This is a genomic window from Rhizobium sp. NLR22b (genome assembly GCF_019685295.1).
In the GTDB taxonomy this organism is placed as follows: domain Bacteria; phylum Pseudomonadota; class Alphaproteobacteria; order Rhizobiales; family Rhizobiaceae; genus Rhizobium.
The window spans coordinates 46,266-71,409 of the sequence record NZ_JABDWM010000001.1; the positions used below are offsets into that span (position 1 = coordinate 46,266).

Sequence of the window (25,144 nt, forward strand, 5' to 3'; positions counted from 1 at the left end):
GGCTATCCCCGGATGTCTTCCTCACTTCGCTCCCGGCATAGCCGGAAACGAGCCTTGATCAAAGTTTCTTTTCAATCTTTACCGTTCCACCCTCATTCGAAGCGACAGGCTTCGGACCCTCTTTCGGGTAGAACGTATATGACAGCGTCACCGTGTGGATATCTTTCGATTCCACCGCCTTGACGATTTCAGGGTCGATATAGAACACGACCGGCATTTCCAGCTTCTCGCCCGGCTTCAGGTCCGTTTCGGTAAAGCAGAAACATTGCACCTTGTTGAAATAGGCGCCCGCTTCGCCCGGCGTGACGTTGAACACCGCCTGGCCGCGCTGGGTCTCGTTCGAGCGGTTCTCGGCGACGAAATTGACCTGGATGGTTTCGCCGATCTTCGGACTGACCTCGCGCTCGACCGGCTTGAAATTCCATTGCAGGCCGGGGGCGACATTGGCGTCGAAGGTGACGCGCATCTTGCGGTCCAGCACGATGCTCGACATCTGCTCGACGCGCTGGGTCGTGCCGTTATAGCCGGTCACCTGGCAGAAGATGCGGTAGAGCGGCACGGCGGCATAGCTCATCGCACCCATGCCGAAGACGAAACTCAGGCACATCAGCACGACGGCGCCGTTGTTGCGGCCTTGCTTCCTCGGTGCGGCGGCTTTTTCGCTCATCCGGCCATCCCCCCGCCGATCTTGACGATCGTGATCGCATAGAAGAGGACGACGAGACCGGCCAGCACCAGCCCAAGGGCGATGTTGCGGTTGCGGCGCGACTTCATCTGCTTTTCGGTGAGCTTGACGAGATCCATCAGAGCGAGCCTCCCACTTGCGAAACCAGCATGGCGGCCAGCCGGTCGATCATCAAAGCGGAGAATACAGCGAAGAGATAGAAGATCGAGAAGGCGAAGAGCTTCTTTGCCGGCACCATCTTCAGATCGCCGTCGGGCATGCGCCAGACGGCGATGGAACAGGTGATGAAGATCGTACCGAGCACGGCGGCGACGAGGCCGTAGCCGAAGCTCGCGAAGCCGAGGACGGACGGCAGCACCGCGCAGATGGCGGTCAGCACCGCATAGGCGACGATCTGATGCTTGGTCACCCGCTCGCCGGCGACGTTCGGCAGCATCGGCACGCCGACGGCCTCGTAATCGCGCATCTTGAAGAGGGCAAGCGCCCAGAAATGCGCCGGCGTCCAGAGGAAGATGATCAGGAAGAGAACGGTGCTCTCGATCGTCACCGTATTCGTCACGCAGGCCCAGCCGATCATCGGCGGGAAGGCGCCGGCGGCACCGCCGATGACGATATTCTGCGGCGTCGAACGCTTCAGCCACATGGTGTAGATGACGGCGTAGAAGAAGATGGTGAAGGCAAGGATGCCGGCCGACAGCCAATTGACGGCAAGGCCGAGAATGACGACGGAAAAGCCCGACAGCACCAGACCGAAGGCGAGCGCCTCCGACGGCGCGACGCGGCCGGCCGGGATCGGGCGCTTGGCCGTGCGGCTCATGACGGCGTCGATATCGGCGTCGTACCACATGTTCAGCGCGCCCGAGGCGCCGGCGCCGACGGCGATGCAGAGGATGGCGATCAGGCCGAGGACGGGGTTGATGTGGCCCGGGGCCAGCACCAGGCCGGCAAAGGCGGTGAAGACCACGAGCGACATCACCCGCGGCTTCAAGAGCTCGAAATAATCGCGCGCGCTCGCTTCCGACATTTCGCCGTCCTCTGCAAGCGCCTCGTGATTGTCGATAACCGTCATCATTCCGTCCTGAATTTACTATGCCGGACGCCGTTTCGAATGCGGCGTCCGGTTTTCCAAGCGCTTTACTTGATGCGCGGCAGCTGTTCCCACTGGTGATAGGGCGGCGGCGAAGGCAGCTGCCACTCCAGCGTCGTCGCACCCTCGCCCCACGGATTCTCGCCGGCGATGCGCTTCTTGGCGAAGGCCTCGAAGACCGAGAAGAGGAAGATCAGCACGCCGAAGGCCGAGATGTAGGAGCCGATCGAGGAAACATAGTTCCAGCCGGCAAAGGCATCCGGATAATCGATGTAGCGGCGCGGCATGCCGGCGAGACCGAGGAAGTGCTGCGGGAAGAACACCAGGTTGACGCCGATGAACATGACCCAGAAATGCAGCTTGCCGACGAACTCGTTGTACATGTAGCCGGTCATCTTCGGGAACCAGTAATACCAGCCGGCAAAGATCGCGAAGACGGCGCCGAGCGACAGAACGTAGTGGAAGTGAGCCACGACGTAATAGGTGTCATGCAGCGAGCGGTCGAGACCGGCATTGGCAAGCTGGACGCCGGTGACGCCGCCGACCGTGAACAGGAAGATGAAGCCGATCGCCCAGATCATCGGCGTGCGGAACGAGATCGAGCCGCCCCACATCGTCGCGATCCAGGAGAAGATCTTCACGCCTGTCGGAACGGCGATGACCATCGTGGCGAAGACGAAGTAACGCTGCGCATCGAGCGACAGACCGACCGTGTACATGTGGTGGGCCCAGACGACGAAGCCGACGGCGCCGATCGCAACCATTGCGTAGGCCATGCCGAGATAGCCGAAGATCGGCTTCTTCGAGAAGGTCGAGATGATGTGGCTGATCATGCCGAAGCCCGGCAGGATGAGGATGTAGACCTCGGGGTGACCGAAGAACCAGAACAGGTGCTGGTAGAGGATCGGGTCGCCGCCGCCTTCCGGAGAGAAGAAGGAGGTGCCGAAGTTGCGGTCAGTCAGCAGCATGGTGATGCCGCCTGCCAGAACTGGCAGCGACAGCAAGAGCAGGAAGGCGGTGATCAGCACCGACCAGGCGAAGAGCGGCATCTTGTGCAGCGTCATGCCGGGGGCGCGCATGTTGAGGATCGTGGTGATGAAGTTGATCGCACCGAGGATCGACGAGGCGCCGGCAATGTGCAGCGCGAAGATCGCCAGATCGACCGCCGGTCCCGGCGTGCCGCTCGTTGCCAGCGGCGGATACATAGTCCAGCCGCCGCCCGTACCGTAAGCGCCTGCCGGGCCTTCGACGAACATCGACAGCAAGAGCAGCGCGAAGGCCGGGACGATCAGCCAGAAGGAGATGTTGTTCAGCCGCGGGAAGGCCATGTCGGGCGCGCCGATCATGATCGGCACCATCCAGTTGGCAAAACCGCCGATCATCGCCGGCATGACCATGAAGAAGATCATGATCAGCGCGTGCGCCGTCGTGAACATGTTGAACATCTGCTTGGCGCCGTCGATCGCGGCATCGCCTTCATAGCCGTAGACCATCGAGGCCAGGCCGTGGAAGATCTGGATGCCCGGCTCCTGCAGCTCCATGCGCATGGCCACCGACAGCGCGCCGCCGATGATGCCGGCGATGATCGCGAAGATCAGGTAGAGCGTGCCGATGTCCTTGTGGTTGGTCGAGAACAGCCAGCGATTGACAAAGCTCGGCTTGTGCCCGTGATCATGGTGATCGTGATCATCATGCGCATGGTCGTGGTGGGCGTGAGAATGATCATCGTGAGCGGAAGGTCCAGCCATTGTCCCGATCCCCTTAATTACTGTGCTTCGGCAACGTCGACGGTCTTTGCGGGACCATCGGTTGCGGCCATGAGTGTCTTGTAGGCGCCGGGCAGGTCGCTGGCGGCCGCGGTCAGCCACTGCTTGTACTTGTCCTCGGAGACGACGCGGATGGCGATCGGCATGAACGCATGGTCCTTGCCGCAGAGCTCGGAACACTGGCCATAAAACAGGCCTTCGCGCTCGGCCCTGAACCAGGTCTCGTTCAGGCGGCCCGGTACGGCGTCGATCTTGATGCCGAAGGACGGCATGGCGAAAGCGTGGATGACGTCGGTGGGTGCCGCGGTCACGAGAACGCGCACCGTCTTGTTGACCGGCAGCACCAGTTCGTTGTCGACGGCGAGCAGTCTCGGATAGACCGACTTGTCTTCCTTGCCGGCGGCCGCGCGATCCTGATCCTTCAAGAGGTAGGAATCGAAGGCGAGCGGGCTGTCGCCCGAACCTTCATATTCATAATTCCATTGCCACTGGGTGGCGGTCGCCTTGATCGTCACGTCAGGATTTTCGGGCAGCGTCAGCTGCGCCGTCAGAAGATTGAACGAGGGAATGGCGAGGAAGAGCAGCACCAGGACCGGCCCCACGGTCCAGATGACCTCGATCAGCGTATTGTGGCTCGTGCGCGACGGAACCGGATTGGCGCTGGCGCGGAACTTGAAGCAGACGACGATGAGCAGGATCAGAACGAAGAGCGTGATCGGAACGATAAACCACAGGGTATATTGTTCGAACCAATGAATTTCCCGCATAATCGGCGTCGCCGCCGGCTGCAGCGTCGCCTGCCACGGCGTCGGCTGGTCGGCATATGTGCCGGAAGCAAAAAGCAGACAGACCAGCGCGGTCAGAGCTGCATAAGCCTTCTTCATCACCTTATTATCTCCCTCGAGCGCTTGACCTGCTAAATCGAACGCAGAATCCTTGCCATCTTCAGCGCTTCAAACCACAGTTTGGCATTTGCCGCAACAGGCAGGAGCAATTGTCTATGCGGCATTTTTGCTTAAAGCACAGGCAGGCCGAACGGCAAAACATCCCAAGTTTTTCATCAGCATATGAAAAATGCCATTTCCGGCCGATCCGACCACCGCACATTATTTGACAGAGGTCCAATTTCTGCCGCAGTCCCCCGGTTTTCACGGGGTGGGGCTTTTCATTTCCGGTGGGCAGCTTCAACAATAGCCGCAATGATTCGATATCCAGAGGTTTCCATGGGTTTCCGTTCCCTCGCGCGGTCGCTTCTCGTGACTGCCAGCATCGCGGCCGCAGCGACGACGCCCGTCTTCGCACAGCAACCCGCCCCTTCCCCCGCCCAACCCACCACACCGGCACCGGCCGCCCCTGCCCCGGCGCAGCAGCCCCCGGCTGCCAACCCGAATATCCAGGTAACGCCCGGCCAGACGCAGCCGCAGGCGCCCGGCACGGTGAAATCCAACCACGGCGCATGGTCGGTTGTTTGCGACAAGCCGGCCGGTGCGGCGACGGAACAATGCGCGCTGATGCAGAACGTCATCGCCGAGGACCGGCCGGAGGTCGGGCTTTCCGTCGTCGTCTTGAAGACGGCCGACCGCAAATCGAAGATCCTGCGCGTGCTGGCGCCGCTCGGCGTGCTCCTGCCGAACGGTCTCGGACTGAATGTCGACGGCAAGGATATCGGCCGCGCCTACTTCGTCCGCTGCTTCGCCGACGGCTGTTATGCCGAAGTCGTGCTCGAGGACGAACTGCTCAAGACCTTCCGCAGCGGCGCCCAGGCCACCTTCATCGTCTTCCAGACCCCGGAAGAAGGGATCGGCATTCCTGTTGATCTCAAGGGTTTCGCCGAAGGTTTTGACGCGCTGCCTTGAGGGCGGCTGCGGCCTGTCGCGGGTCCGCCCCTCATCCGCTCAATCCAGCTTCACTTCCGCCAGCGGCCCCGCTCTGGTGAAAGGCTGAATTTTGAGAAAACGGACTTTTCCGTTCACGATACGCCGTTTACCGCTTGCCCGCGGGCCAATGTGGGACCATTCTTGGATCGGATCCTGGCGGTGCGGTAAGACAAGAGGTCGGGCCTCGCAACGCTCAGTCTCGACCTCGAAACACTTAACGTGTCGCCTTTTCTCGACTGATCCCGAGCGAGGAGGTTGTCCATGTCCACGCGCTATGTCGACCATCCGCTAAAACCGGGCGACCGGGTGCCGAACGTTGTGTTTGATGCAGTCTCGCGCGAAGGGAAGATCGCGCTTGATGATTTTCGCGGCCGCAGCCCATTGTTGATCGGTTTGTTTCGAGGCCTGCATTGTCCCTTCTGCCGGCGCCATGTCGCGGCCATGGCATATCTCAACCCGATGCTGCGTGAGAAAGGCGTCCAATCGCTGGCAGTGGTAAACACCCCGGTCGAACGCGCGCGGCTGTATTTCCGTTACCATCCGATCCCCGGTATTCTTGCGGCTTCCGACCCGATACGGGCTTCGCACCGAGCCTTCGGCTTACGCGAGGTCGGGATCGACACGGTCATGGCGATACGAATCGATCTGCCGGGCGAATTGCCAGAGCCTATGGGCGTGATGGCGATGGACGATTTTCTCAACAAGAAGGAAGGATATCAAATTACGGAAGCCGATCAGCAGATGATGACCGCCGACCATGGGCAGCTTGTCGGTCAGTTCCTGATCGACCGCGAGGGCATCGTCCGCTGGAGCTTCACTGAAGTTCTGGAGGCCGGGCTGCAAACGTTCAAGGCTCCGAATTCCCGGGAATTGATGTCGGCAGCTTCGCAAGTCGCACATTGACGACAAAAAATCGCTCGACGCCCCGACGGGTGGTTAGCGTTGTCTACCCCGCGCAAAGCGATCAACCGTTTGCATCTCTTCGAGGCGCGTCCCACCTCCCGAGACAAAGAATATTCGCCGCGAGGGCTTCACTCCTTGTTATATGGAGCCCTATCTAGGGGATAAGCGCATTCCCGAACATGCCCATTGGAGCCAGACCATGACCACCGATCTCCTGACGCTTTTCGATGCCGACGAAGCCACGATGCGCGGCCTTGTCGCCGAGGCGCTCGCCGGCGCCGATGACGGCGAACTGTTCATCGAGCATGCGCAGGCCGAAGCGCTGACCTTCGACAATGGCCGGCTGAAGGGCGGCAGTTTCAACACCGAACAGGGTTTCGGGCTTCGCGCCGTTGCCGGCGAAGCGGTGGGTTATGCCCATGCCGGCGATCTCTCGGTGGCGGCGCTGAAGCGGGCGGCCGATGCGGTCGGCGCGGTGACGCGCGGCTATTCCGGCACCTACGCCGCCGCTCCCCAGGGCACCAACAAGAAATTCTACGGCGACCAGAACCCGATCGGCCAGCCGAGCTTCGAGGAGAAGGTCAAGGTCCTGCAGGACATCGACGCCTATCTCAGAGGCAAGGACGACAAGGTCCGGCAGGTCACCGCCTCGGTCGCCGCGAGCTGGCAGGTGGTCGACATCCTGCGCGCCGACGGCCACCGCGTGCGCGACATAAGACCGATGACCCGCATCAACATTTCCGTCGTGGTCGGTGAAGGCGAGCGGCAGGAGAGCGGTTCCTACGGCAGCGGCGGGCGCATCGGCTTCGGCGATTTCATTGCCGAGGGCAGCTGGCAGTACGGCGCCGACGAGGCGCTGCGCCAGGCGCTCGTCAATCTGGAAGCGATCGACGCGCCCGCCGGCACGATGGATGTCGTTCTCGGCTCCGGCTGGCCGGGCGTCATGCTGCACGAGGCGGTCGGCCACGGGCTGGAAGGGGATTTCAACCGCAAGAAGACCTCGGCCTTTTCAGGGCTTCTCGGCCAGATCGTTGCCGCGCCCGGCGTCACCGTCGTCGACGACGGCACGATCGACAACCGCCGCGGCTCGATCACCATCGACGACGAGGGTACACCGTCGGGCTACAACGTGCTGATCGAGAACGGCAAGCTCGTCGGCTATATGCAGGACCGGCAGAACGCCCGGCTGATGGGCATGGCGCCCACCGGCAACGGCCGCCGCCAGGGCTATGCCCACGTGCCGATGCCGCGCATGACCAACACCTATATGCTCGGCGGCGACAAGACTCCGGAAGAAATCATCGCCTCGGTGAAGAAGGGCGTCTATGCCGTCTCCTTTGGCGGCGGCCAGGTCGACATCACCTCCGGCAAATTCGTCTTCGGTTGCACCGAGGCCTATCTGATCGAAAACGGCAAGATCGGCGCGCCGATCAAGGGGGCGATGCTGATCGGCAACGGCCCGGATGCGATGAAGCGGGTGTCGATGATCGGCAACGACATGAAGCTCGATACCGGCATCGGCAATTGCGGCAAGGCCGGCCAATGGGTTCCGGTCGGCGTCGGCCAGCCGCATCTGCGCATGGATCAGGTCACCGTCGGCGGCACCCAGGCCTGAGGCGGGAGGATCTGATGGGAGAGATCGAAATCAGAGCCTTTGCCGAAGGCGATGCCGATGACGTGCTGTCGGTGATCCTGCCGATCCAGCGCGAGGAGTTCGGCATCGATATCACTGCCGATGCGCAGCCCGATCTCCGGGTCATCCCGGATTTCTACCAGTCCGGCAAAGGTCAGTTCTGGGTCGCCGTCAAGGACGGCGCCATCGTCGGCACCCTTGGGCTGAAGGACATCGGCAACAATCAGGCGGCGCTGCGCAAGATGTTCGTCGCCGCCGAGGTGCGCGGCCGCGAGCACGGCGTGGCGGCGCGGCTTCTCGAGCGCCTGTTCGACCACGCCAGAGATGCCGGCCTCACCGACATCTTCCTCGACACGACGGACAAGTTCGTCGCCGCCCAGCGCTTCTACGAAAAGAACGGCTTTACCGAAATTGCCAAGAGCGCCCTGCCCCGCTCCTTCCCGCTGATGGCGGTGGACAGCAAGTTTTACCGGTACAAGGTCGGCTGACCGCCGATGGCGGAAAGGGTTCAGCTGCCGGCAACGGCCATGTCCCTGCCGCGGCACAACTGTCATAAATCTGTCACAAACCGAAATTCGGCCCTATCTCTTCAACGGGATAGGGTTTAGGACGGCTCGTCGTTCATAGCGCAGACCAGGATTGCGAGGTGTTCATGCTGGGTTGGTTTCGAAAGTTGATGCCGCGCGAAGACCGGTTCTTCGTCCTTTTCGAACAACATTCCAGAACGATCGTCGACGCCGCACAGGCTCTGGACAGGTTGCTGTCGGGAATAGAGATCGAGCATCAATGCGAAACGATCGTGCGGTTGGAAGATCAGGCCGACGATATAACGCGCGAAGTCATGCTGGCCGTCCGGCGGAGTTTCATCACACCTTTCGATCGTGGCGACATCAAGGATCTCATCCAATCCATGGATGATGCGATCGACATGATGCACAAAACCGTCAAAACCATCCGGCTCTTCGAGCAGACCAGCTTCGATCCACGGATGCAGGAAATGGGCAAGACCGTTGTGGAAGCTGCCAATCTCATTGCCGAGGCCATTCCCTTGCTTGATCGCATCAGCGCCAATGCGCCGCGGCTTTCTGCCATCGTCGAGCAGGTCACGCAGGTGGAAGGGCGCTCCGACGAGTTGCACGAGCAGGGGCTCAAGGATCTCTTTCGCCGGCACGGCGCCGGCAATGCGATGGCCTATATGATCGGCAGCGAGATCTACGGCGAGCTGGAGAAGGTGGTCGACCGTTTCGAGGACGTCGCCAACGAGATCAGCGGCATCGTGATCGAGAATGTCTGATGGAAGCCGCCCTCGCTCTTCCGCTTCTTGTCGGCCTGATCGGCGTCGCACTGCTGTTCGATTTTCTCAATGGCCTGCATGATGCGGCCAACTCGATCGCGACAATCGTCTCGACACGGGTCCTGAGGCCGCAATATGCGGTCTTCTGGGCGGCATTCTTCAATTTCATCGCCTTCCTGTTCTTCGGCCTGCATGTGGCCGAGACGCTCGGGACCGACATCATCGACCCGGCGATCGTCACGCCGCAGGTGATTTTCGCGGCCCTGATCGGCGCCATCGTCTGGAATGTCGTGACCTGGGTCTTCGGCATTCCCTCCAGTTCATCCCATGCTCTGGTCGGCGGGCTGGTCGGTGCGGGCCTTGCCAAAACGGGGTTGAGCTCGATCGTCTGGAGCGGTCTTCTCAAGACCGTCTCCGCCATCGTCATGTCGCCGATGATCGGTTTTCTCCTGGCACTGTTCCTCATCCTGGCGGTGACCTGGACCTTCATCCGGCAGACGCCTTTTGCCGTCGACCGATCCTTCCGTTTCCTGCAATTCGTGTCGGCGTCGCTCTATTCGCTCGGCCACGGCGGCAATGACGCCCAGAAGACCATGGGCATCATTGCCGTGCTTCTCTATTCGCAGGGTTACCTCGGCGGCAGCTTCCACGTGCCGCTCTGGGTGGTGATCTCATGCCAGGCAGCGATGGCGCTCGGCACCTTGTTCGGCGGCTGGCGCATCGTCCATACGATGGGCTCGAAGATCACCAGGCTCAATCCGATGCAGGGATTCTGCGCCGAAACGGGCGGCGCCTTGACGCTGTTCGGCGCCACCTGGCTCGGTATCCCCGTCTCGACCACCCATACCATTACCGGCGCCATCATCGGCGTCGGCGCCGCCCGGCGCGTGTCCGCCGTCAGGTGGGGGCTAGCCGGCAACATCGTCATCGCATGGATCATCACCCTGCCGGCAGCGGCAATGATTTCGGCAGTTTCGTTCTGGCTGGTGACCGGCTTGAGCAAAATCTTCTGATGTCGCTCCCGATTTCTTACCAGCTCGGCTGAAACCGCCACTTCCGTTCGATCGCGGCGGCGAGGTCGATGTCGTTACGGCGAGCAAACAGCATGAGGTGACCAAGCAGGTCGGCCGTCTCGTCGGCGAGCTCGCGCCTGATGTCCTCAGGGGAGCGGCCCTTGGCACGGCCGCGGCCGGTCAGGCGGTTCCATGCCTGGGTCAGTTCACCCATCTCCTCCTGCAGCTTCAACAGAAACCAGTCGGCGTCGCGCTCGATGCCGCTCTCGGCGACATGGGCGGAGGAAGCGGCTTCGAACTGGTCGGCAAGACGGCGCAGCATCAATGTTCTCCTTTTGTTTATGGAGGAGACGCTGATTCCCGCTGCTTGTCCAGAGCGCACTGCCTCAGTGGGGCGTTGCGATCAGCCGCGGTCCGGGAGCAGCATGCAGTCATAGGAGCGCTGCTTCAGCGCATCGCAGGCTGAGGCGGCGTCCTCCCTGCTGGCGAAGCCGACGAAGCGGGCGCGATAGATCCTGTTGGCCCCCTGCCCGACCGCTTCGGTATAGGGCGAGGCGGAAACGAGCGGCGCGCCGCCTTCCGACTGCGCCTGGGCAAGAAGCGCCCGCGCCGCATCGGCGCTCGGGGCGGCCGAGATCTGGATCTGCCAGTCGCCGTCGGCCTTTTTCGCCGCGGTCTTCGATGTCTTGCCGGCGTTCAGGATTTCGTCCATCGCGACCGGGCGCTCCAGCGGCACGACGGCGTCATCGGCATAGGCCAGGCTCTTTGCCGCGAGATCGTCGGCCGGACGCGGCGCGTTCGCCGGCACCGGAACGTCGGAAGAATCGGCGGCGGAAGCCACTTCGACCGGCTCCCTGGCGCCGACGCTCGCCACCAGCCTTGCGCCGCCTGACGACGAAGCGCGGCCGAGATAGCGGTCGAGCAGCGCTTCCATCCTGGCGTCGCGGCTGCGGGCGGTGCGGCCGCCGAGCACCACGCCGACGACGCGGCGGTTGCCGTCTCTGACGGCGCTGACGAGGTTGAAGCCGGAGGCGTTGGTATAACCGGTCTTGATGCCGTCCATGCCCTGGTAGCGGTACATGAGATTGTTGTGGCCGCGCACGGTCTTGCCGCGGAAACTGAAGCTTGCCATCGAGAACAGGCGGTATTCGTTGGGGTAATTCTTCATCAGCGCCACGGCGAGCGTCGACATGTCGCGCGCCGTCGTCACCTGGCGGCTGTTCGGCAGGCCCGATGCGTTGACGAAGACGGTCCGGCTCATGCCGAGCTGGCGGGCCTTGGCCGTCATCATCCGGGCAAAGCCGCTCTCCGAGCCGCCGAGCGTCTCGCCGATCGCGGCAGCGGCGTCATTGGCGGATTTGACGATCATGCCGTAGACCGCCTCGCGCACCGTGATGGTGCCGCCCGCCTTGACGCCGAGCTTGGTCGGCGGCCGCGCGGCAGCGTATCTCGACATTTTGATCGGCGTATCCCAGGCGATCTTGCCGCGTTTCAGCGCCTCGAAGGTGAGATAGAGCGTCATCATCTTCGTCAGCGAGGCCGGATGGTTGAGCGTGTCGGCGTTTTCGGACGCCAGTACCTTGCCGGTGCGGGCATCAAGGATCAGCGAGGCGCTGCCGGCAAGAGCCGCAAGCGGCGCCGAAACGGCAAGCGTCACGGTCAAAACAGCCGCCAAAAGCTTTCTCATGGAGTTCCCCCTGATGCGCTGGCTCTCGATCGGGCCGGCCATGTCTCGCAATGTGACAGAAGCCGCAAGTTTGGCGCGACTTTGCGGCAACGCCTACCATTTTTCTAGTCTTTTCATCGTCTTGGTTAACAGAAAACGAAAGAAGCTGTGCGAAACCGGGATTCAGCAAGGCTTAAGCTGCGGTTGCTAGGTTGCCGCAAAAGGCAATGGGCGGCGCATGGCGGGGCAATTGAAGCGACTGGCAAAACGGGCGGCGATCGGCGCCGGGCTCGAGGCGTCCTTTCTGATCGCCGCGGCCGGCCTGATGCGGCAGGCGCGCGGGCGCGGTGTCATCTTCACGCTGCATCATGTTCGCCCGCACGCAGCCCGGGCCTTTGCCCCGAACGCGCATCTCGAAATCACCCCGCATTTTCTCGATGCGGCGCTCAGGCGGCTGACACGCGACGGCTATCGCTTCGTGCCGCTTAACGAGCTGCCGGCGCTGTTGGCAGAGCCGGAGGGCGGCAGACCGTTTGCGGCTTTTACGCTCGACGACGGCTACGCCAACAACATGGAGCATGCGCTGCCGGTGTTCGAGCGGCATCGGGCGCCTTTCACGGTGTTCGTCACCAAGGGTTTTGCCGAAGGTTCCCACAGCATCTGGTGGGAAACGCTCGCCGTCCTGTTGCGCCAGGCAAAGGACATCCGCTTCGATTTCGGCCGCGGCAGCGAGCGGCTGGCGCTCGCCGACCCGCGGCAGCAATGGGATGCCTTCGACCGCTTCACCCGGTATATCCACAGCTTCGACGAGGCCCGCGCCGTCGCCGCGATCGACACGCTGGCGCGGGAAAACGGCATCGAGCCGACCGATATCGTGCGCGACCTGGTGATGGGGCCGGCGCAATTGCAGCAGCTTGCCCGACATCCGCTTGCAGCGCTCGGCGCCCACACGATCAGCCATCGCGCCCTTGCCCGCCTGCCGGAGGCCGAAGCGCGAATCGAGATGGAAGTTTCGGCTGATTACGTCGAGGCCTTGACCGGCATCCGTCCCGCCACGATCGCCTATCCCTACGGCACGCCGGAGGCGGCAAGCGCCCGCGAGGCAGCGCTTGTCCGCCGGCTGGGCTTTTCGGTCGCCGTCACGACGCAGCCGGGGCTGCCGGCGGCGGGCAAGCCCGGCTATCTTCCGCGCATGTCGCTGAACGGTTTCTACCAGAAGCAGCGCTATGTCTCGGCGCTTGCCTCCGGCATTCCGCTGAAAATCATGGGCCGCTAGCGGCTCACGGATACATCCGCACCTTTTCCCAAGCCCCGACTGGGGACGGGCGGCGAAATTCGATGCGGTCATGCAGGCGGAACTGCTGATCCTTCCAGAATTCGATCGACGTCGGCCGGATGCGGAAGCCCGACCAATAGGGAGGCCGGGGTATCTCGCCAATCGCGTAGCGGGCGGTGTATTCCGCCACCGCCTTCTCCAGCGCGAATCGGCTTTCGAGCGGACGCGATTGTTTGGAGGCCCAGGCGCCGATGCGGCTGCCGCGCGCCCGCGTCTTGAAATAGGCATCGGCCTCGGCGTCGCTCACGATCTCGACAGGCCCGCGCAACCGCACCTGCCGGCGCAGGCTTTTCCAGTGGAAACACATGGCGGCCTTCTTCTGCCCCAAGATTTCGCGACCTTTCTGGCTCTCGAAATTGGTGTAGAAGACGAAACCGTCATCGTCGAATCCCTTCAGGAGAACCATGCGGACATTGGGAAGACCATCTTCGTCGACCGTTGCCAGCGCCACGGCATTGGGATCGTTCGGTTCTGAGGCCTCCGCTTCCTTCAGCCATTCGGCAAAGAGCTTGAAGGGCTCGCCACTTTCGGTAAAGTCACCGCTTGTTAACTCGTTTGCCGACATATTGGTTCAAATGCCCCGGATTATTCAAAACTCGCCCAGCTTTTGATAACTGGACAGGACGCAGGGTGGAAGTCATAGCAAAGTCATATCGCCATACAAAGGGCCTGCGGCAACGCAGCAGCGCCTTCCTGGTTGTCGGCGCCGCAATGCTGTCGCTTTCCGGCTGCCTTGCGGGCGGGATGGATTTCTTGAGCGAGGCCAAGGTCGACCGGTCGGTGGCCACCGGCACCGTGCCGCAGACGCCGCCGAGCACCGACACGCTCTCGGACGAGATGACAGTGCGCAATGCCGTGACTTCGGCCGATGTGCATAAGCTTGAAGGCCAGCCGCTTCCCTGGGCGAATGCATCGACCGGCAGCGCCGGTGTCATCGATACGATCGTCGAAAACAACGAATCGGGCCAGGTCTGCCGGCAGTTCCGCACGACACGGCATTCCTATGTCGGAATCGCCAAATTCTACGGCAAGACCTGCCTCGTCGGCGGCGGCAATTGGCAGCTGCTGAGCTTTCAGCCGGAAAGTTAATTCCGGCGGGAAAGTTGATCCGGGAAAACCTGATCGCGCCCGAAATTTGATCTGCCGGAACCGATCCGGCGCGCGACAGGTTAACGGCCACCGGTTTTCCGCCGAATGCTTAGCAAAGAGCTAACCATTTACGGCAAAACACTCCCTATCCCTCCACAGAAATAAGAAGTGATTAGCAACTCGGCCGCACGATCGGTGTCGAGAGTGGCTCTCCCTGCCTTTGGGCGGTGGTGCCTCAGATGTTGATATTGGACTTCGATATTGGGCGGGGATGCCGGGCAAGGACAGGCGCCCGCATCGCAACACCGGCGGTTTTGACATGCGCGATCCTTACAAAATTCTGGGCGTCAAGCGCGACGCGGCGGCAGACGAGATCAAGGCGGCCTGGCGCAACTTGGCCAAAGCAGCCCATCCCGATCACAATCAGGACGATCCGACGGCGACGGCCCGGTTCGCCGAGATCGGCCGCGCCTATGAAACGCTGCGGGATCCGCGCAAGCGCAGCCTGTTCGACAATGCCGTGCGGATGGCGGAAGCCAGGAGACAGGAACAGACGATCATGCAGCAGCGCCAGGCCGCGCGTGAGGCGGCGGCTCGCGCCAAGGCGGCGCAGGCCAATGCCGAGCGGGTGATGGAAGAACTTGCCCGGGCTGCCCAGAAGGCCGCGGCCGACGGTCAGAGACAGCAGGCCGGCGCCAGCGAAGGCGCCGAGGAGATGGTGGAGCGCATTTTCGGCGCGCAAGCGCGCGCTGCGGCGGGGGGCCAGGCGCAAGGCCGCGCCCAGCAGCCCCAGAACCAGCAGCCCCATAATCAGCAGACGCAGGGCCAGGGCCAGTCCGAAGAGGGCAGACGTGCGGATGGCGAGACCACCGAAGCCAGCGAGGAACTCGGCGAAACGCCAACTAGTGCCGGCGCCAACCTGCCGCTGCCGCTCAGCATTCTGACATCACTGGTGCGCCGCTTCACCGGCGCCAAGGATGCGGGCCTCGAGAAAGCGCCCGACGAGGTGACGACGGCGACGGTGACGATCGACGACGTGCTGAAGAGCGGCTGGATCACCGCGTCGCTGCCGGAAGGCCGCGAAATCGGCTTCGCGCTGCCGGCCGGCACCACGGATGGTCACGAGATCAGGCTCAAGGGACAGGGCTTCAAGCTGCCGGGCATGCAGCGCGGCGATGCCGTCGTCAATATCCGCATCGCCCCCGACCCGCGCTTCACCGTCGATGGTTTCGACCTGCACGCCGTGCTCCCGATCAGCATCGAAAATGCCGTGCTCGGCACCGAGGCACGCATCGACGGCCCGGCCGGGCCGTTGAACATCACCGTTCCCGCATGGTCGGGCTCGGACAAGACGATCGCGATTACCGGCCAGGGATTGCCGCGGGAGGACGGCAGCAGAGGCGATCTCGTCGTCGAATTGCGCATCATCCTGTGGGAAAAACCCGACGACAAGATCACCGATCTGATGCGGAGCATGCGCGAAGGCCTGTTCCTGTGAAATTTTTATGACATTCGCACCCTTTGTTACGATCCCTAACAGTTGATGATCCAGGCCAAGCTTGAACCGATTAACGGCCTATGCCATAGGCAGGATCGATCAGAATCCTAGGGAGCGAAATATGGCTCAAGCATCCGGCCTCATGGCAGGCAAACGCGGCGTCATCATGGGTGTCGCCAACAATCGTTCGATTGCGTGGGGTATTGCCAAGGCCATTCATGCGCAGGGCGGAGAAGTTGCGCTCACCTATCAGGGCGATGCGCTGAAGAAGCGTGTCGAGCCGCTTGCAGCCGAAATCGACGCGACCCTCGTCGGCCACTGCGATGTCGCCGACGAATCCACCATCGACGCTGTTTTCGAAAATGTCGCAAAGCTGTGGGGCAAGATCGATTTCCTCGTGCATGCGATCGGCTTTTCCGACAAGGACGAGCTGACCGGCCGCTACATCGACACCTCGCCCGATAATTTCACCAAGACGATGCAGATTTCCGTCTACTCCTTCACCTCGGTCGCACGCCGCGCCGAGAAGCTGATGACGGAAGGCGGTTCGATGCTGACCCTGACCTATTACGGCGCCGAAAAGGTGATGCCGAACTATAATGTCATGGGCGTCGCCAAGGCCGCGCTCGAAGCGAGCGTCAAATATCTCGCTGTCGACCTCGGGCCGCAGAACATCCGCGTCAACGCCGTTTCGGCCGGGCCGATCAAGACACTTGCCGCCTCCGGCATCGGCGATTTCCGCTATATTCTGAAGTGGAACGAGTATAACGCTCCGCTGCGCCGTACGGTTACCATCGAGGAAGTCGGCGATGTCGGCCTCTATCTCTTGTCCGACCTGTCGCGCTCGGTCACCGGCGAGGTGCACCATGCCGACAGCGGCTATCATGTCATCGGCATGAAGGCGGTCGACGCGCCGGATATTTCGGTCGTCAAGGACTAAGTTCCCCGGAGTCGAGACCGTGCTCATCTACGTGATCAGACACGGTCAGACCGACTGGAATGCCGAGCGTCGCCTGCAGGGCCAGAAAGACGTTCCGATGAATGCCACGGGCCAGGAACAGGCCCGGCAGAACGGCATCGCACTGGCCGAGATCCTCGGTGAGACGGTCGGCGAATTCGATTTCGTCGCAAGCCCGCTCGGACGCACACGCGCAACGATGGAAATCATGCGCGCCGCAATGGGCCTCCCGCCGCTTGCCTATCGCACCGATCCGCGGCTGGTGGAGATTTCCTTCGGCGACTGGGAAGGCTCGACGATCAAGGAGCTGAAGGCGACGCAGCGCGAGCGGGTGGCCGAACGCAACGTCTCCAAATGGGATTTCATCCCGCCCGGCGACGATGCCGAAAGTTACGAAATCCTCTCCTGGCGTACCGGCGCATGGCTGCGCTCCGTCGAGCGTCCGACCGTCTGCGTCACCCATGGCGGCGTTATCCGCACACTGTTCCAGGCGATTGCCGACCTGCCGAAGAGCACCGCCGCCGAAGGCGGCATTCCGCAGGACCGGATTGTCAGGATCGATACGAGCGAGCGGACGATCGTCTGGCTGTAAGGGATCGACTGGCTTTACCCCTCATCCGCCTGCCGGCATCTTCCCGCCTGCGGGGAGAAGGGACAAGCAGCGAACTCTCCGTTCCCCGCTGAGCTCTCGTGGACATGTCCCCTCGCCCCGCTTTTACGGGGAGAGGGTGAGGGGCAGCCATTGGGCGCAAACCTCATCCAGTCATTCTCTTGAAGTCTGCTTACTTGACGATATCGAGATCGTTGATGACGCGTTTGCCGTCGACCTCGGTGTAGAAGACGATGACCTTCACGCCGGCTTCGAGGCCGTCGAAATTGAATTCCTCCGGCGCCTGATAGGTCTTGCCGTCGTCGAGCGTCAGCACGAGATTGGCCGTGTCGACCTTCTTGATCGTCGCCTCGACATCGGCGCTCTCGGCAAAACCGCTCATCGGCGACAGGAAACTTGCTGTGGCCAAAAGCGTGGCGACGACGAAACGCATGGCAACAATCCTCTTGAAACGCTGCACGAGAACACTTGCCACAGATAATCTCCTGAATATGGCGAAAATTGCCCGTAAGAATGGCTTTTCCCGCCTAATTGATGAATAGCATTTTAAACATAATCAAGACGCTGCGTTAACCACGCCCGTCCGGCCTGCCGGGTTTTCAACATCGACAACAGGCAATCGTAAATTAACCCCTGCCTTTTAGAGTTACCGCGAATATGGGGGTCTCATTTTGCTATCCAGGCTGGGCGACAGCAAGCGGTTGCGACGCGTTTTGAAGAATAGCCGCCTCTCGTTTCTGGTTTCCGCGTTTGTCGCCCTCGTCGTCACCATGGTCGGCTTCGCGCTCGATCGCGCCAATACTGCCGCTCATATGCGCGAACTTCACATCCGCACCGAGAACGAGACGAACCTGTTGCGCGCCAGGGTGAAGGCCGAGATCAATATGAGCCTCACCATGGTCCGCGATCTTGCAAATCTGACCTCCGTCAACAACGCTGCAAGCCGGGAGGAAACGGAGCGCCAGATCAACTGGCTGCTGATCCAGAACCCGGCTTTCATCCATATCGCCGTCGCGCCTGATTTCATCGTCAGCGACCTCTATCCGCGACGCCCCGGCAGCGGGCGGATCGGCCGCGATGTGCGCGAAACCTCCATCTCGCAGCAAGCGACGACCCGGGCCGCCGGCGACCAGACGGCGCGCTTCTACGGCCCGATCAGCGTTGACGGCCGGGACGCCTTCGCCGTCTTCTTCCCGGTTTTCGTCAAGGAGAGCGGCCAGCGGCGCCTCTGGGGCGCCGTGGAGGTCGCCATCGACCGGAAAAGCTTTTACGAGGCGACCGGCCTGGTGGCGGCGCGCGACCGCGAAAACCAGGAGCGCTATCCCAATCTCGACCATCTTTCCATCGCGGTGCGGGATATTGGCCGGTCAACCGGGAACGCCGCGCTTTCCGCGCCGTTCTTCGGTTCGGCCGACATCGACGACAAGGATCCGATCCGCCGCGAAATCAGCTTTGCCGGCGGCAAATGGGAGCTTTCCGCCGTCCCCAAAGGCGGCTGGGCTGCAATACCGGAAAACCGGAGCGAGCTGCGGCTGATCGTCGTTGCCGCGGGATGCATCATCATCGTCCCGATCTTCCTCGCCACACTGCTGCTCGGCGAACGCAACCGCAACATTGCCGAACTGGAGACGCGCGAAGCAAAGCTCATGGAACTGTCGCAGCGGCTGAACCTTGCGCTCGAATCGTCCAATATCGGCATTTGGGAGCTGCAGGATCATTCGAGCAGCCTCCTTTGGGACGCACGCGCCGCTGCACTGCACGGCAAGCCGGCGGAGGAAGGAAGCCGGCCGCTCGACGAATGGCTGGCGGCGATCCTGCCGGCGGATCGTGAGACCGCCGAGGTGCATTTCTTCAGCTGCAGCATCGCCGGCGCCGCCTGCACGGCGCAGTACCGGATCATGCTTGCCGATGGCGGCATCCGGCACCTGCGCTCTGTCGGCGCCCTCTACAGAGATGTCGGTGGCGCCGGCAAGACGATCGGCATCGTCTGGGACGTCACCGCCGATGCGGAGGCCACCGAGGCGCTGCGCAAGGCCAGGGATGTCAGTGAGGTCAAGAATGCCGAGCTCGAGCTGGCGCTTGAAGAGCTTTCAAGCCGCGAGGGTCAGCTCGCCGAGCTTTCGAGCCGGCTCGACCTGGCGCTCAATTCCTATCAGTGTGGCATATGGGAGGCGCGGCCGGATAGAGGCGGCTCGATCTGGAATGAACGGATGCACGAGCTATACGGGCTGGCGCCGCGCAATGGCTTCATGACCGAGGAGACCTGGCTTTCCCGCATCCACCCCGAGGATCGCGGGCTGGCGCTCGAAAGCGCGCGCCACTTCAAGCGAAGCGGCGATACGCATACGCTCGTCTGCCGGGTGCTCGCCAACGACGGCTCGGTGCGTTATGTGCGCTCGGTCGGCAAGGTCTACCAGACCGGGACCGGCGAAATGAAGATCATGGGCATCGCCTTCGACGCCACCGAGGACATGCTGATGACGATCCGGCTGAAGGCGGCCAAGGACGAGGCCGTCGCCAAGAATATCGAGCTCGAACTTGCCAAGAACAGGATCGAGCACAATTCGCTGCACGATCCACTGACCGCGCTCGCCAACCGCCGCAAACTCGACATCGCGCTGGAAAGCCTGACCAATGACGGGCGCCGGCAGCGGCAGAAATTCTCCATCCTGCACATCGACCTCGACCGCTTCAAGGACATCAACGATACGCTCGGCCATGCCGCCGGTGATGCGATGCTGGTGCATGCTTCGAAGGTGCTCGCCAGGAATGTCCGCGGCAGCGACCTCGTGGCGCGCATCGGCGGTGACGAATTCGTCATCCTCGCCTGCGATGTCGGCGATAAGGAGATGGCGGAGCTTGCGACGCGGATCATCGAGGAGATGCGCCAGCCGATCGATTTCCAGGGCTTTGCCTGCCGCTGCGGCGTGTCGATCGGCGTCGCACTCGCCAACGGCATCCATGTCGACGCGCGCAAGGTGCTGATCAATGCCGATATCGCCCTCTACCGCGCAAAGAGCACGGGCCGTAACCGCTTCGAATTCTTCAATCACACTCTTCAGGCCGATATCATCAACACCAAGCGCACGGCCGATGAAATCCTCGCCGGCATCGATAATGGCGAATTTGCCGCCTGGTATCAGCCGCAATTCTGCGCCCGGACGATGGAGCTGACCGGCGTCGAAGCGCTGGTGCGCTGGAAGCATCCCTCCAGGGGGCTGCTGACGCCAGACAAGTTCCTGCGCATTGCCGACGAGATCAATGTCGTGCAGACGCTCGACCGGATCGTGCTGGAAACGGCGCTGCGCGACAAGGCCCGCTTGTTGGCGCTGGGCATTGTCGTTCCCAAGGTCGCGGTCAATGTTTCAGCCAGACGGCTGCATGACGGCAGCCTGATGGAATCCCTCGCCGGCCTCAATATCCGCCCCGGCGAGATCTCCTTCGAACTGGTGGAATCGATCTTCCTCGACGAGAGCGAGGACGTGGTCTCGCACAATCTGGAACGCATCAAGGCGCTCGGCATTGATATCGAGATCGACGATTTCGGCACCGGCCACACCTCGATCGTCAGCCTGTTGAAGCTGAAGCCGAAGCGGCTGAAGATCGACCGCCAGCTGGTGCAGCCGATCATCGGCGCGTCGCAGGAGCGAGCGCTGGTCACCTCGATCATCGACATCGCCCGCTCGCTCGGCGTCGAGACGGTGGCCGAAGGGGTGGAGACGGCAGCCCATGCCACGCTGCTGCGCGATCTCGGCTGCGACCTGCTGCAGGGTTATGCCTTCTCGCCGGCCCTCTCCTTCGACGATTTCGCCGCTGAGGCGGCCGCAACCGGATGGCGGTTGGCTTCGTGATGGCGATGCCTCGGCAAAGGAGCGAAACAGCATTTCCGCCGCTGCCGGTTTGACGCAAAGAAAGGCTTTTGCCTCGGCGGTTTTTTGGCCTATGAGTGGCGCGCCTTTTCAAGCAATGGCGCGATCGGCTTTGGCGCGCCGCCGTGGGAACACATGTCGCACAATACATTCGGTCACCTCTTCCGCGTAACCACCTGGGGCGAAAGCCACGGTCCGGCGCTCGGCTGCGTCGTCGACGGCTGCCCTCCAGGTCTGCGCTTCAAGCTCGAAGACCTGCAGGTCTGGCTCGACAAGCGCAAGCCGGGGCAATCCCGCTTCGTCACGCAGCGGCGCGAGGACGACCTGGTGAAGGTGCTGTCGGGCGTGATGCTCGATGCCGACGGCGAGACGATGACGACGACAGGCACGCCGATCTCCATGCTGATCGAGAACACCGACCAGCGTTCCAAGGATTACGGCGAGATCGCCCGGCAATACCGCCCCGGCCATGCCGATTACACCTATGACCTCAAATACGGCATTCGCGATCATCGCGGCGGCGGCCGCTCCTCGGCGCGCGAAACCGCAGCAAGGGTTGCGGCCGGCGGCATCGCCCGCCTCGTCGTGCCAGGCGTGACCGTGCGTGGCGCGCTGGTGCAGATCGGCAAGCACAAGATCGACCGCCGCAACTGGGACTGGGACCAGATCGGGCAGAACCCGTTCTTCTCGCCGGATGCGGCGATCGTCCCGGTCTGGGAGGAATATCTCGACGGCATTCGCAAGGCCGGCTCCTCGATCGGCGCGGTCGTCGAAGTGATCGCCGAAGGCGTGCCCGCCGGCCTCGGCGCGCCGATCTATTCGAAGCTCGACCAGGACATCGCCTCGCTGCTGATGTCGATCAATGCCGTCAAGGGCGTGGAGATCGGCAATGGTTTTACCGCCGCCGAAACCTCCGGCGAAGACAATGCCGACGAAATGCGCATGGGCAATGACGGCACGCCGATCTTCCTTTCCAACAATGCCGGCGGTATTCTGGGCGGGATCTCGACCGGACAGCCGATCGTCGCGCGTTTCGCCGTCAAGCCGACCTCGTCGATCCTGACCGAACGCCAGTCGATCGACGCCGATGGCAAGAATGTCGACGTGCGCACCAAGGGCCGGCACGACCCCTGCGTCGGCATCCGCGCCGTACCCATCGGCGAAGCGATGGTCGCCTGCGCCATTGCCGATCATTATCTTCGGGATCGCGGCCAGACCGGCCGTCTGAAATAGGAGCGTCCATGTCTTACGATCAGAAACGCGTCGTCGACGCCATCAGGGCCTTCGAGGCCGGCGAAATTGTCGTCGTCATGGACGACAATGACCGCGAGAACGAGGGCGACCTGATCGTTGCCGCCGTGCATACCACGCCGGAGAAGATGGCCTTCATCGTCCGCCACACCTCAGGCATCGTCTGCGCGCCGATGCCGAAGGAGGAGGCCAAGCGCCTCAACCTCAACGCCATGGTGGCCGAGAACGATTCGGCCCATACGACGGCCTTCACCGTCTCGGTCGACTTCAAGCACGGCACGACGACCGGCATCTCGGCCGACGACCGGACGCTGACGGTGCGCAACCTCGCCAATCCGAATGTCGGGGCCGCCGATTTTGTCCGTCCGGGCCATATCTTTCCGCTGATATCGCGTGAAGGCGGCGTGCTGATGCGCTCCGGCCATACGGAAGCGGCCGTCGACCTCTGCCGGCTCGCCGGCCTGCCGCCGATCGGCGTCATCTCCGAACTGGTCAATGACGACGGCACCGTCACCCGCGGTCCGCAGGTGGTCTATTTCGCCGAGAAGCACGGGCTGAAGCTTGTCTCCGTCGCCGATCTCATCGCCTATCGCCAGCGGAAGGAAACGCTGGTTGAGCACGGCGCCAGCTTCGACATCGACACGCCGTTCGGCAAGGCCAAGGCCCATACCTATGCCCTGCCCTGGGACCCGATGCAGCATCTTGCCGTCGTCTTCGGCGACATCCGCGACGGCGTCGACATTCCGGTACGCCTGCATCCGGAAAATGTCGCCGAGGACCTTTTCGGCAGGAAGAGCCCAGTCGATTTCTACATGGAGAAGATCGCTGCGGAAGGCCGCGGCGTCATCGTCTACCTGCGAGAGGGCTCCGTCGGCGTTGGCCATTACGACAACGGCCGCAAGGCCCGCAACCAGGGCCGCGAAGCCCATGCCGAGGCGCAGACGCGCGAGAGTGAATGGCTGGAAATCGGCCTCGGCGCCCAGATCCTCAAGGATCTCGGCGTCAGCTCGATCAGGCTGCTCACCAGCCGCGAGCGCCACTATGTCGGCCTGGAAGGTTTCGGGATCAAGATCAGCAAGACGGAGATCTGCTGAGGCCAGGCCCTCTCCTCCCTCATCAAGGCCACGACTGGCTATCTGATTTCGCTAGCAGATGGCGTTGGCAACAGGCCTCTGCGCGGTGAATGGGTTCCTCGTGTGCACCCCACTCTCCGTCATGCTCGGCCTTGAGCCGAGCATCCACGCCGCATCCATCAGCAGCAGTCGCATGGATCCCAGGCTCAAGGCCTGGGATGACGGAGAGTGTGGTTGGCGTTGTTGCCAAAACCGCCGTCGGCGCACAGAAACGCCTTCATTCGGCCGGCTCTCATGACGGCCTCCCTTGTAAAGGCGAGAGACAGGCAGAGAGTAATTCGACTACCCTCTCCACCCCTCCAAAAGCACCACCTTCTCCACCCCCGCAAACCTCGCCACCCGCTCGAGCTCCGCCTCCAGCCGCTCCAGCCGCCCGGCCGACGCCCTCACGCCCGGTTCCAGCCAGAGCCGCCTGACGTCGAGCGTTGATTTCTTGCGGTCGGCCTTCATGTCGATGCGGCCGATCAGGCGGTCGCCTTCGAGCAGCGGGAAGACGTAATAGCCATACTCGCGCTTGGCTTCCGGCACGAAGACCTCGATGCGGTAGAAGAAGCCGAACAGGCGTTCGGTGCGGTTGCGATCGCGGATCATCGGGTCGAAGGGGCTGAGCACGCGGATGCGCGGCGGGGCATCGGGATGGCTGTCGAGCGTCGAGAGGAAATCGGCAAGGGCCCAGGACGGCCGCGCCTTGCCGTCGAGCGCCGGTTCGATCAGCACTTCGGTCAGCTCGTCGCGATGGGCCGATACCCAGGCCTTGGCCTCGTCGGGCGAGACCAGGTTCCAGAAGGCGGCGATCTCGCCGTGGGTGGCAAAACCGAGGCGGGCAAGCGCGCTGCGGCAGGCCCAGTCGACAAAATCTTCGCGGCTCACCTCCGGCTCGCGGAATTCGGCCGGGATGACACGCTCGGTCAGATCATAGATCTTCTGGAAATTCGAGCGGCCGGCGATGGCGAACTTGCCGGTGTGCCAGAAATATTCGAGCGCCGTCTTGTTCGGATGCCAGTTCCACCAGCCGCCGGAGACATGGCCATCGGCCTTGACGTCGCGCGCCAGCATCGCGCCGTCGCGCCGCACACGCTCATAAGTCTCCTCGAAAGCCGCCTCGAAACCCTCGCCGCGCCACTTGCGCCAGCGCTCGACGAGGACCTTCTCCTGGTGGCGGAACTTGTGCTTCCAATAGACGAAGAAGGCGCTGGGCAGGATCGAGGCATCGTGCGTCCAGTGCTCGAACAGCGCACGTTCCTTCTCCAGCAGCGCCTTCAGATGCTCGCGCCGATAGGTCTGGTTGCGGGAAAACAGGATCTGGTGATGCGCCCGCTCCACCGTCTGGATGCTGTCGACCTGGACGAAGCCGAGATCGTGGATGAGTTGCAGCAGGCCGGCCTTGGTCAAGGCGCGGTTCGGTGGGGCGCTGAGGCCCTGCTTGGCAAGAAAGACGCGGCGGGCATCGGAATTGGACAGCAGATTCGTCATGGC

Annotated in this window: 24 protein-coding genes; 14 read left to right on the forward strand and 10 right to left on the reverse strand. The window is 62.5% G+C overall.

Translation table 11 applies throughout. From position 1 onward, the window contains the following. Positions 1 to 58 precede the first annotated feature (58 nt). The 5 genes from HJC00_RS00230 to coxB all read right to left on the reverse strand — a co-directional run bounded on the left by HJC00_RS00230 (position 59) and on the right by coxB (position 4,422). Entirely contained in the window at positions 59 to 667 is a 609-nt protein-coding gene (locus tag HJC00_RS00230; RefSeq protein ID WP_221146658.1) for a cytochrome c oxidase assembly protein, read from the reverse strand. Then, complete coding sequence (locus HJC00_RS00235; RefSeq protein ID WP_004672998.1) at positions 664 to 804, reverse strand: hypothetical protein; 141 nt, start codon at positions 802 to 804, stop codon at positions 664 to 666. Before HJC00_RS00235 ends, HJC00_RS00230 begins: the two co-directional genes overlap by 4 nt. Beyond that, positions 804 to 1,754: a heme o synthase gene (locus tag HJC00_RS00240; RefSeq protein WP_210628926.1), complete on the reverse strand. Its 951-nt coding sequence runs from the start codon at positions 1,752 to 1,754 to the stop codon at positions 804 to 806. The genes HJC00_RS00235 and HJC00_RS00240 overlap by 1 nt, the downstream gene beginning before the upstream one ends. Positions 1,755 to 1,819: 65 nt before the next feature. Beyond that, the gene (ctaD, locus tag HJC00_RS00245; protein ID WP_210628927.1) at positions 1,820 to 3,520 is read right to left on the reverse strand and encodes a cytochrome c oxidase subunit I; all 1,701 of its coding nucleotides are present in this window, start codon (positions 3,518 to 3,520) and stop codon (positions 1,820 to 1,822) included. Positions 3,521 to 3,537: 17 nt separating this feature from the next. Beyond that, on the reverse strand, positions 3,538 to 4,422 hold the full coding sequence (coxB, locus tag HJC00_RS00250; protein ID WP_210628928.1) for a cytochrome c oxidase subunit II: 885 nt from the start codon (positions 4,420 to 4,422) through the stop codon (positions 3,538 to 3,540). Between the two features lie 315 nt (positions 4,423 to 4,737). On the opposite strand from coxB, the gene HJC00_RS00255 reads away from it, so the two are divergent. The 6 genes from HJC00_RS00255 to HJC00_RS00280 all read left to right on the forward strand — a co-directional run bounded on the left by HJC00_RS00255 (position 4,738) and on the right by HJC00_RS00280 (position 10,258). Further along, entirely contained in the window at positions 4,738 to 5,394 is a 657-nt protein-coding gene (locus HJC00_RS00255) for an invasion associated locus B family protein (RefSeq protein ID WP_210628929.1), read from the forward strand. A gap of 282 nt (positions 5,395 to 5,676) precedes the next feature. Then, the gene (locus tag HJC00_RS00260; protein WP_210628930.1) at positions 5,677 to 6,318 is read left to right on the forward strand and encodes a peroxiredoxin-like family protein; all 642 of its coding nucleotides are present in this window, start codon (positions 5,677 to 5,679) and stop codon (positions 6,316 to 6,318) included. A 199-nt stretch (positions 6,319 to 6,517) separates the two neighbouring features. Then, positions 6,518 to 7,933 (forward strand): metalloprotease TldD, encoded by a 1,416-nt coding sequence (gene tldD / locus HJC00_RS00265; protein ID WP_221146659.1) that lies wholly within the window; start codon positions 6,518 to 6,520, stop codon positions 7,931 to 7,933. A 14-nt stretch (positions 7,934 to 7,947) separates the two neighbouring features. Continuing rightward, positions 7,948 to 8,439: a GNAT family N-acetyltransferase gene (locus HJC00_RS00270; RefSeq protein WP_221163496.1), complete on the forward strand. Its 492-nt coding sequence runs from the start codon at positions 7,948 to 7,950 to the stop codon at positions 8,437 to 8,439. Between the two features lie 164 nt (positions 8,440 to 8,603). Continuing rightward, the gene (locus HJC00_RS00275; RefSeq protein WP_221146660.1) at positions 8,604 to 9,245 is read left to right on the forward strand and encodes a DUF47 family protein; all 642 of its coding nucleotides are present in this window, start codon (positions 8,604 to 8,606) and stop codon (positions 9,243 to 9,245) included. Continuing rightward, positions 9,245 to 10,258 (forward strand): inorganic phosphate transporter, encoded by a 1,014-nt coding sequence (locus HJC00_RS00280; protein ID WP_221163497.1) that lies wholly within the window; start codon positions 9,245 to 9,247, stop codon positions 10,256 to 10,258. Before HJC00_RS00275 ends, HJC00_RS00280 begins: the two co-directional genes overlap by 1 nt. 16 nt (positions 10,259 to 10,274) lie before the next feature. Here the strand turns inward: HJC00_RS00280 and HJC00_RS00285 are convergent, their stop codons facing one another. Further along, complete coding sequence (locus HJC00_RS00285; protein ID WP_210628935.1) at positions 10,275 to 10,580, reverse strand: pyrophosphatase; 306 nt, start codon at positions 10,578 to 10,580, stop codon at positions 10,275 to 10,277. 81 nt (positions 10,581 to 10,661) lie between these two features. Next, a complete protein-coding gene (locus HJC00_RS00290; protein WP_221146661.1) occupies positions 10,662 to 11,945 on the reverse strand; it encodes a D-alanyl-D-alanine carboxypeptidase family protein in 1,284 nt (427 codons plus the stop codon). A gap of 217 nt (positions 11,946 to 12,162) precedes the next feature. Between HJC00_RS00290 and HJC00_RS00295 the strand changes: the two genes are divergently transcribed. After that, positions 12,163 to 13,200: a polysaccharide deacetylase family protein gene (locus HJC00_RS00295; RefSeq protein ID WP_221163498.1), complete on the forward strand. Its 1,038-nt coding sequence runs from the start codon at positions 12,163 to 12,165 to the stop codon at positions 13,198 to 13,200. Between the two features lie 4 nt (positions 13,201 to 13,204). Here the strand turns inward: HJC00_RS00295 and pdxH are convergent, their stop codons facing one another. Beyond that, positions 13,205 to 13,825 carry a pyridoxamine 5'-phosphate oxidase gene (gene pdxH / locus HJC00_RS00300; RefSeq protein WP_210628938.1) on the reverse strand — a complete coding sequence of 207 codons (621 nt, stop codon included), beginning with the start codon at positions 13,823 to 13,825 and terminating at the stop codon, positions 13,205 to 13,207. Between the two features lie 65 nt (positions 13,826 to 13,890). On the opposite strand from pdxH, the gene HJC00_RS00305 reads away from it, so the two are divergent. The 4 genes from HJC00_RS00305 to HJC00_RS00320 all read left to right on the forward strand — a co-directional run bounded on the left by HJC00_RS00305 (position 13,891) and on the right by HJC00_RS00320 (position 17,397). After that, on the forward strand, positions 13,891 to 14,349 hold the full coding sequence (locus tag HJC00_RS00305) for an RT0821/Lpp0805 family surface protein (RefSeq protein WP_210628939.1): 459 nt from the start codon (positions 13,891 to 13,893) through the stop codon (positions 14,347 to 14,349). 319 nt (positions 14,350 to 14,668) lie between these two features. After that, the gene (locus HJC00_RS00310; protein ID WP_221154267.1) at positions 14,669 to 15,847 is read left to right on the forward strand and encodes a DnaJ C-terminal domain-containing protein; all 1,179 of its coding nucleotides are present in this window, start codon (positions 14,669 to 14,671) and stop codon (positions 15,845 to 15,847) included. Between the two features lie 121 nt (positions 15,848 to 15,968). After that, positions 15,969 to 16,787 (forward strand): enoyl-ACP reductase FabI, encoded by an 819-nt coding sequence (fabI, locus tag HJC00_RS00315; protein WP_210628941.1) that lies wholly within the window; start codon positions 15,969 to 15,971, stop codon positions 16,785 to 16,787. Between the two features lie 19 nt (positions 16,788 to 16,806). After that, a complete protein-coding gene (locus tag HJC00_RS00320; protein ID WP_210628942.1) occupies positions 16,807 to 17,397 on the forward strand; it encodes a histidine phosphatase family protein in 591 nt (196 codons plus the stop codon). Between the two features lie 190 nt (positions 17,398 to 17,587). On the opposite strand, the gene HJC00_RS00325 is transcribed toward HJC00_RS00320, so the two are convergent. Further along, entirely contained in the window at positions 17,588 to 17,848 is a 261-nt protein-coding gene (locus tag HJC00_RS00325; RefSeq protein WP_003569889.1) for a DUF1344 domain-containing protein, read from the reverse strand. 238 nt (positions 17,849 to 18,086) lie between these two features. On the opposite strand from HJC00_RS00325, the gene HJC00_RS00330 reads away from it, so the two are divergent. From HJC00_RS00330 to ribB, 3 genes are all read left to right on the forward strand, one after another. Then, on the forward strand, positions 18,087 to 21,266 hold the full coding sequence (locus HJC00_RS00330; RefSeq protein WP_221163499.1) for an EAL domain-containing protein: 3,180 nt from the start codon (positions 18,087 to 18,089) through the stop codon (positions 21,264 to 21,266). A gap of 153 nt (positions 21,267 to 21,419) precedes the next feature. Next, positions 21,420 to 22,517 carry a chorismate synthase gene (gene aroC, locus HJC00_RS00335; RefSeq protein WP_221163500.1) on the forward strand — a complete coding sequence of 366 codons (1,098 nt, stop codon included), beginning with the start codon at positions 21,420 to 21,422 and terminating at the stop codon, positions 22,515 to 22,517. Between the two features lie 8 nt (positions 22,518 to 22,525). Further along, positions 22,526 to 23,629 (forward strand): 3,4-dihydroxy-2-butanone-4-phosphate synthase, encoded by a 1,104-nt coding sequence (ribB, locus tag HJC00_RS00340; protein WP_221163501.1) that lies wholly within the window; start codon positions 22,526 to 22,528, stop codon positions 23,627 to 23,629. Positions 23,630 to 23,950: 321 nt separating this feature from the next. Here ribB and HJC00_RS00345 read toward each other — a convergent pair whose 3' ends face one another. Next, positions 23,951 to 25,141 carry a winged helix-turn-helix domain-containing protein gene (locus tag HJC00_RS00345; RefSeq protein ID WP_210628946.1) on the reverse strand — a complete coding sequence of 397 codons (1,191 nt, stop codon included), beginning with the start codon at positions 25,139 to 25,141 and terminating at the stop codon, positions 23,951 to 23,953. Positions 25,142 to 25,144 lie beyond the last annotated feature (3 nt).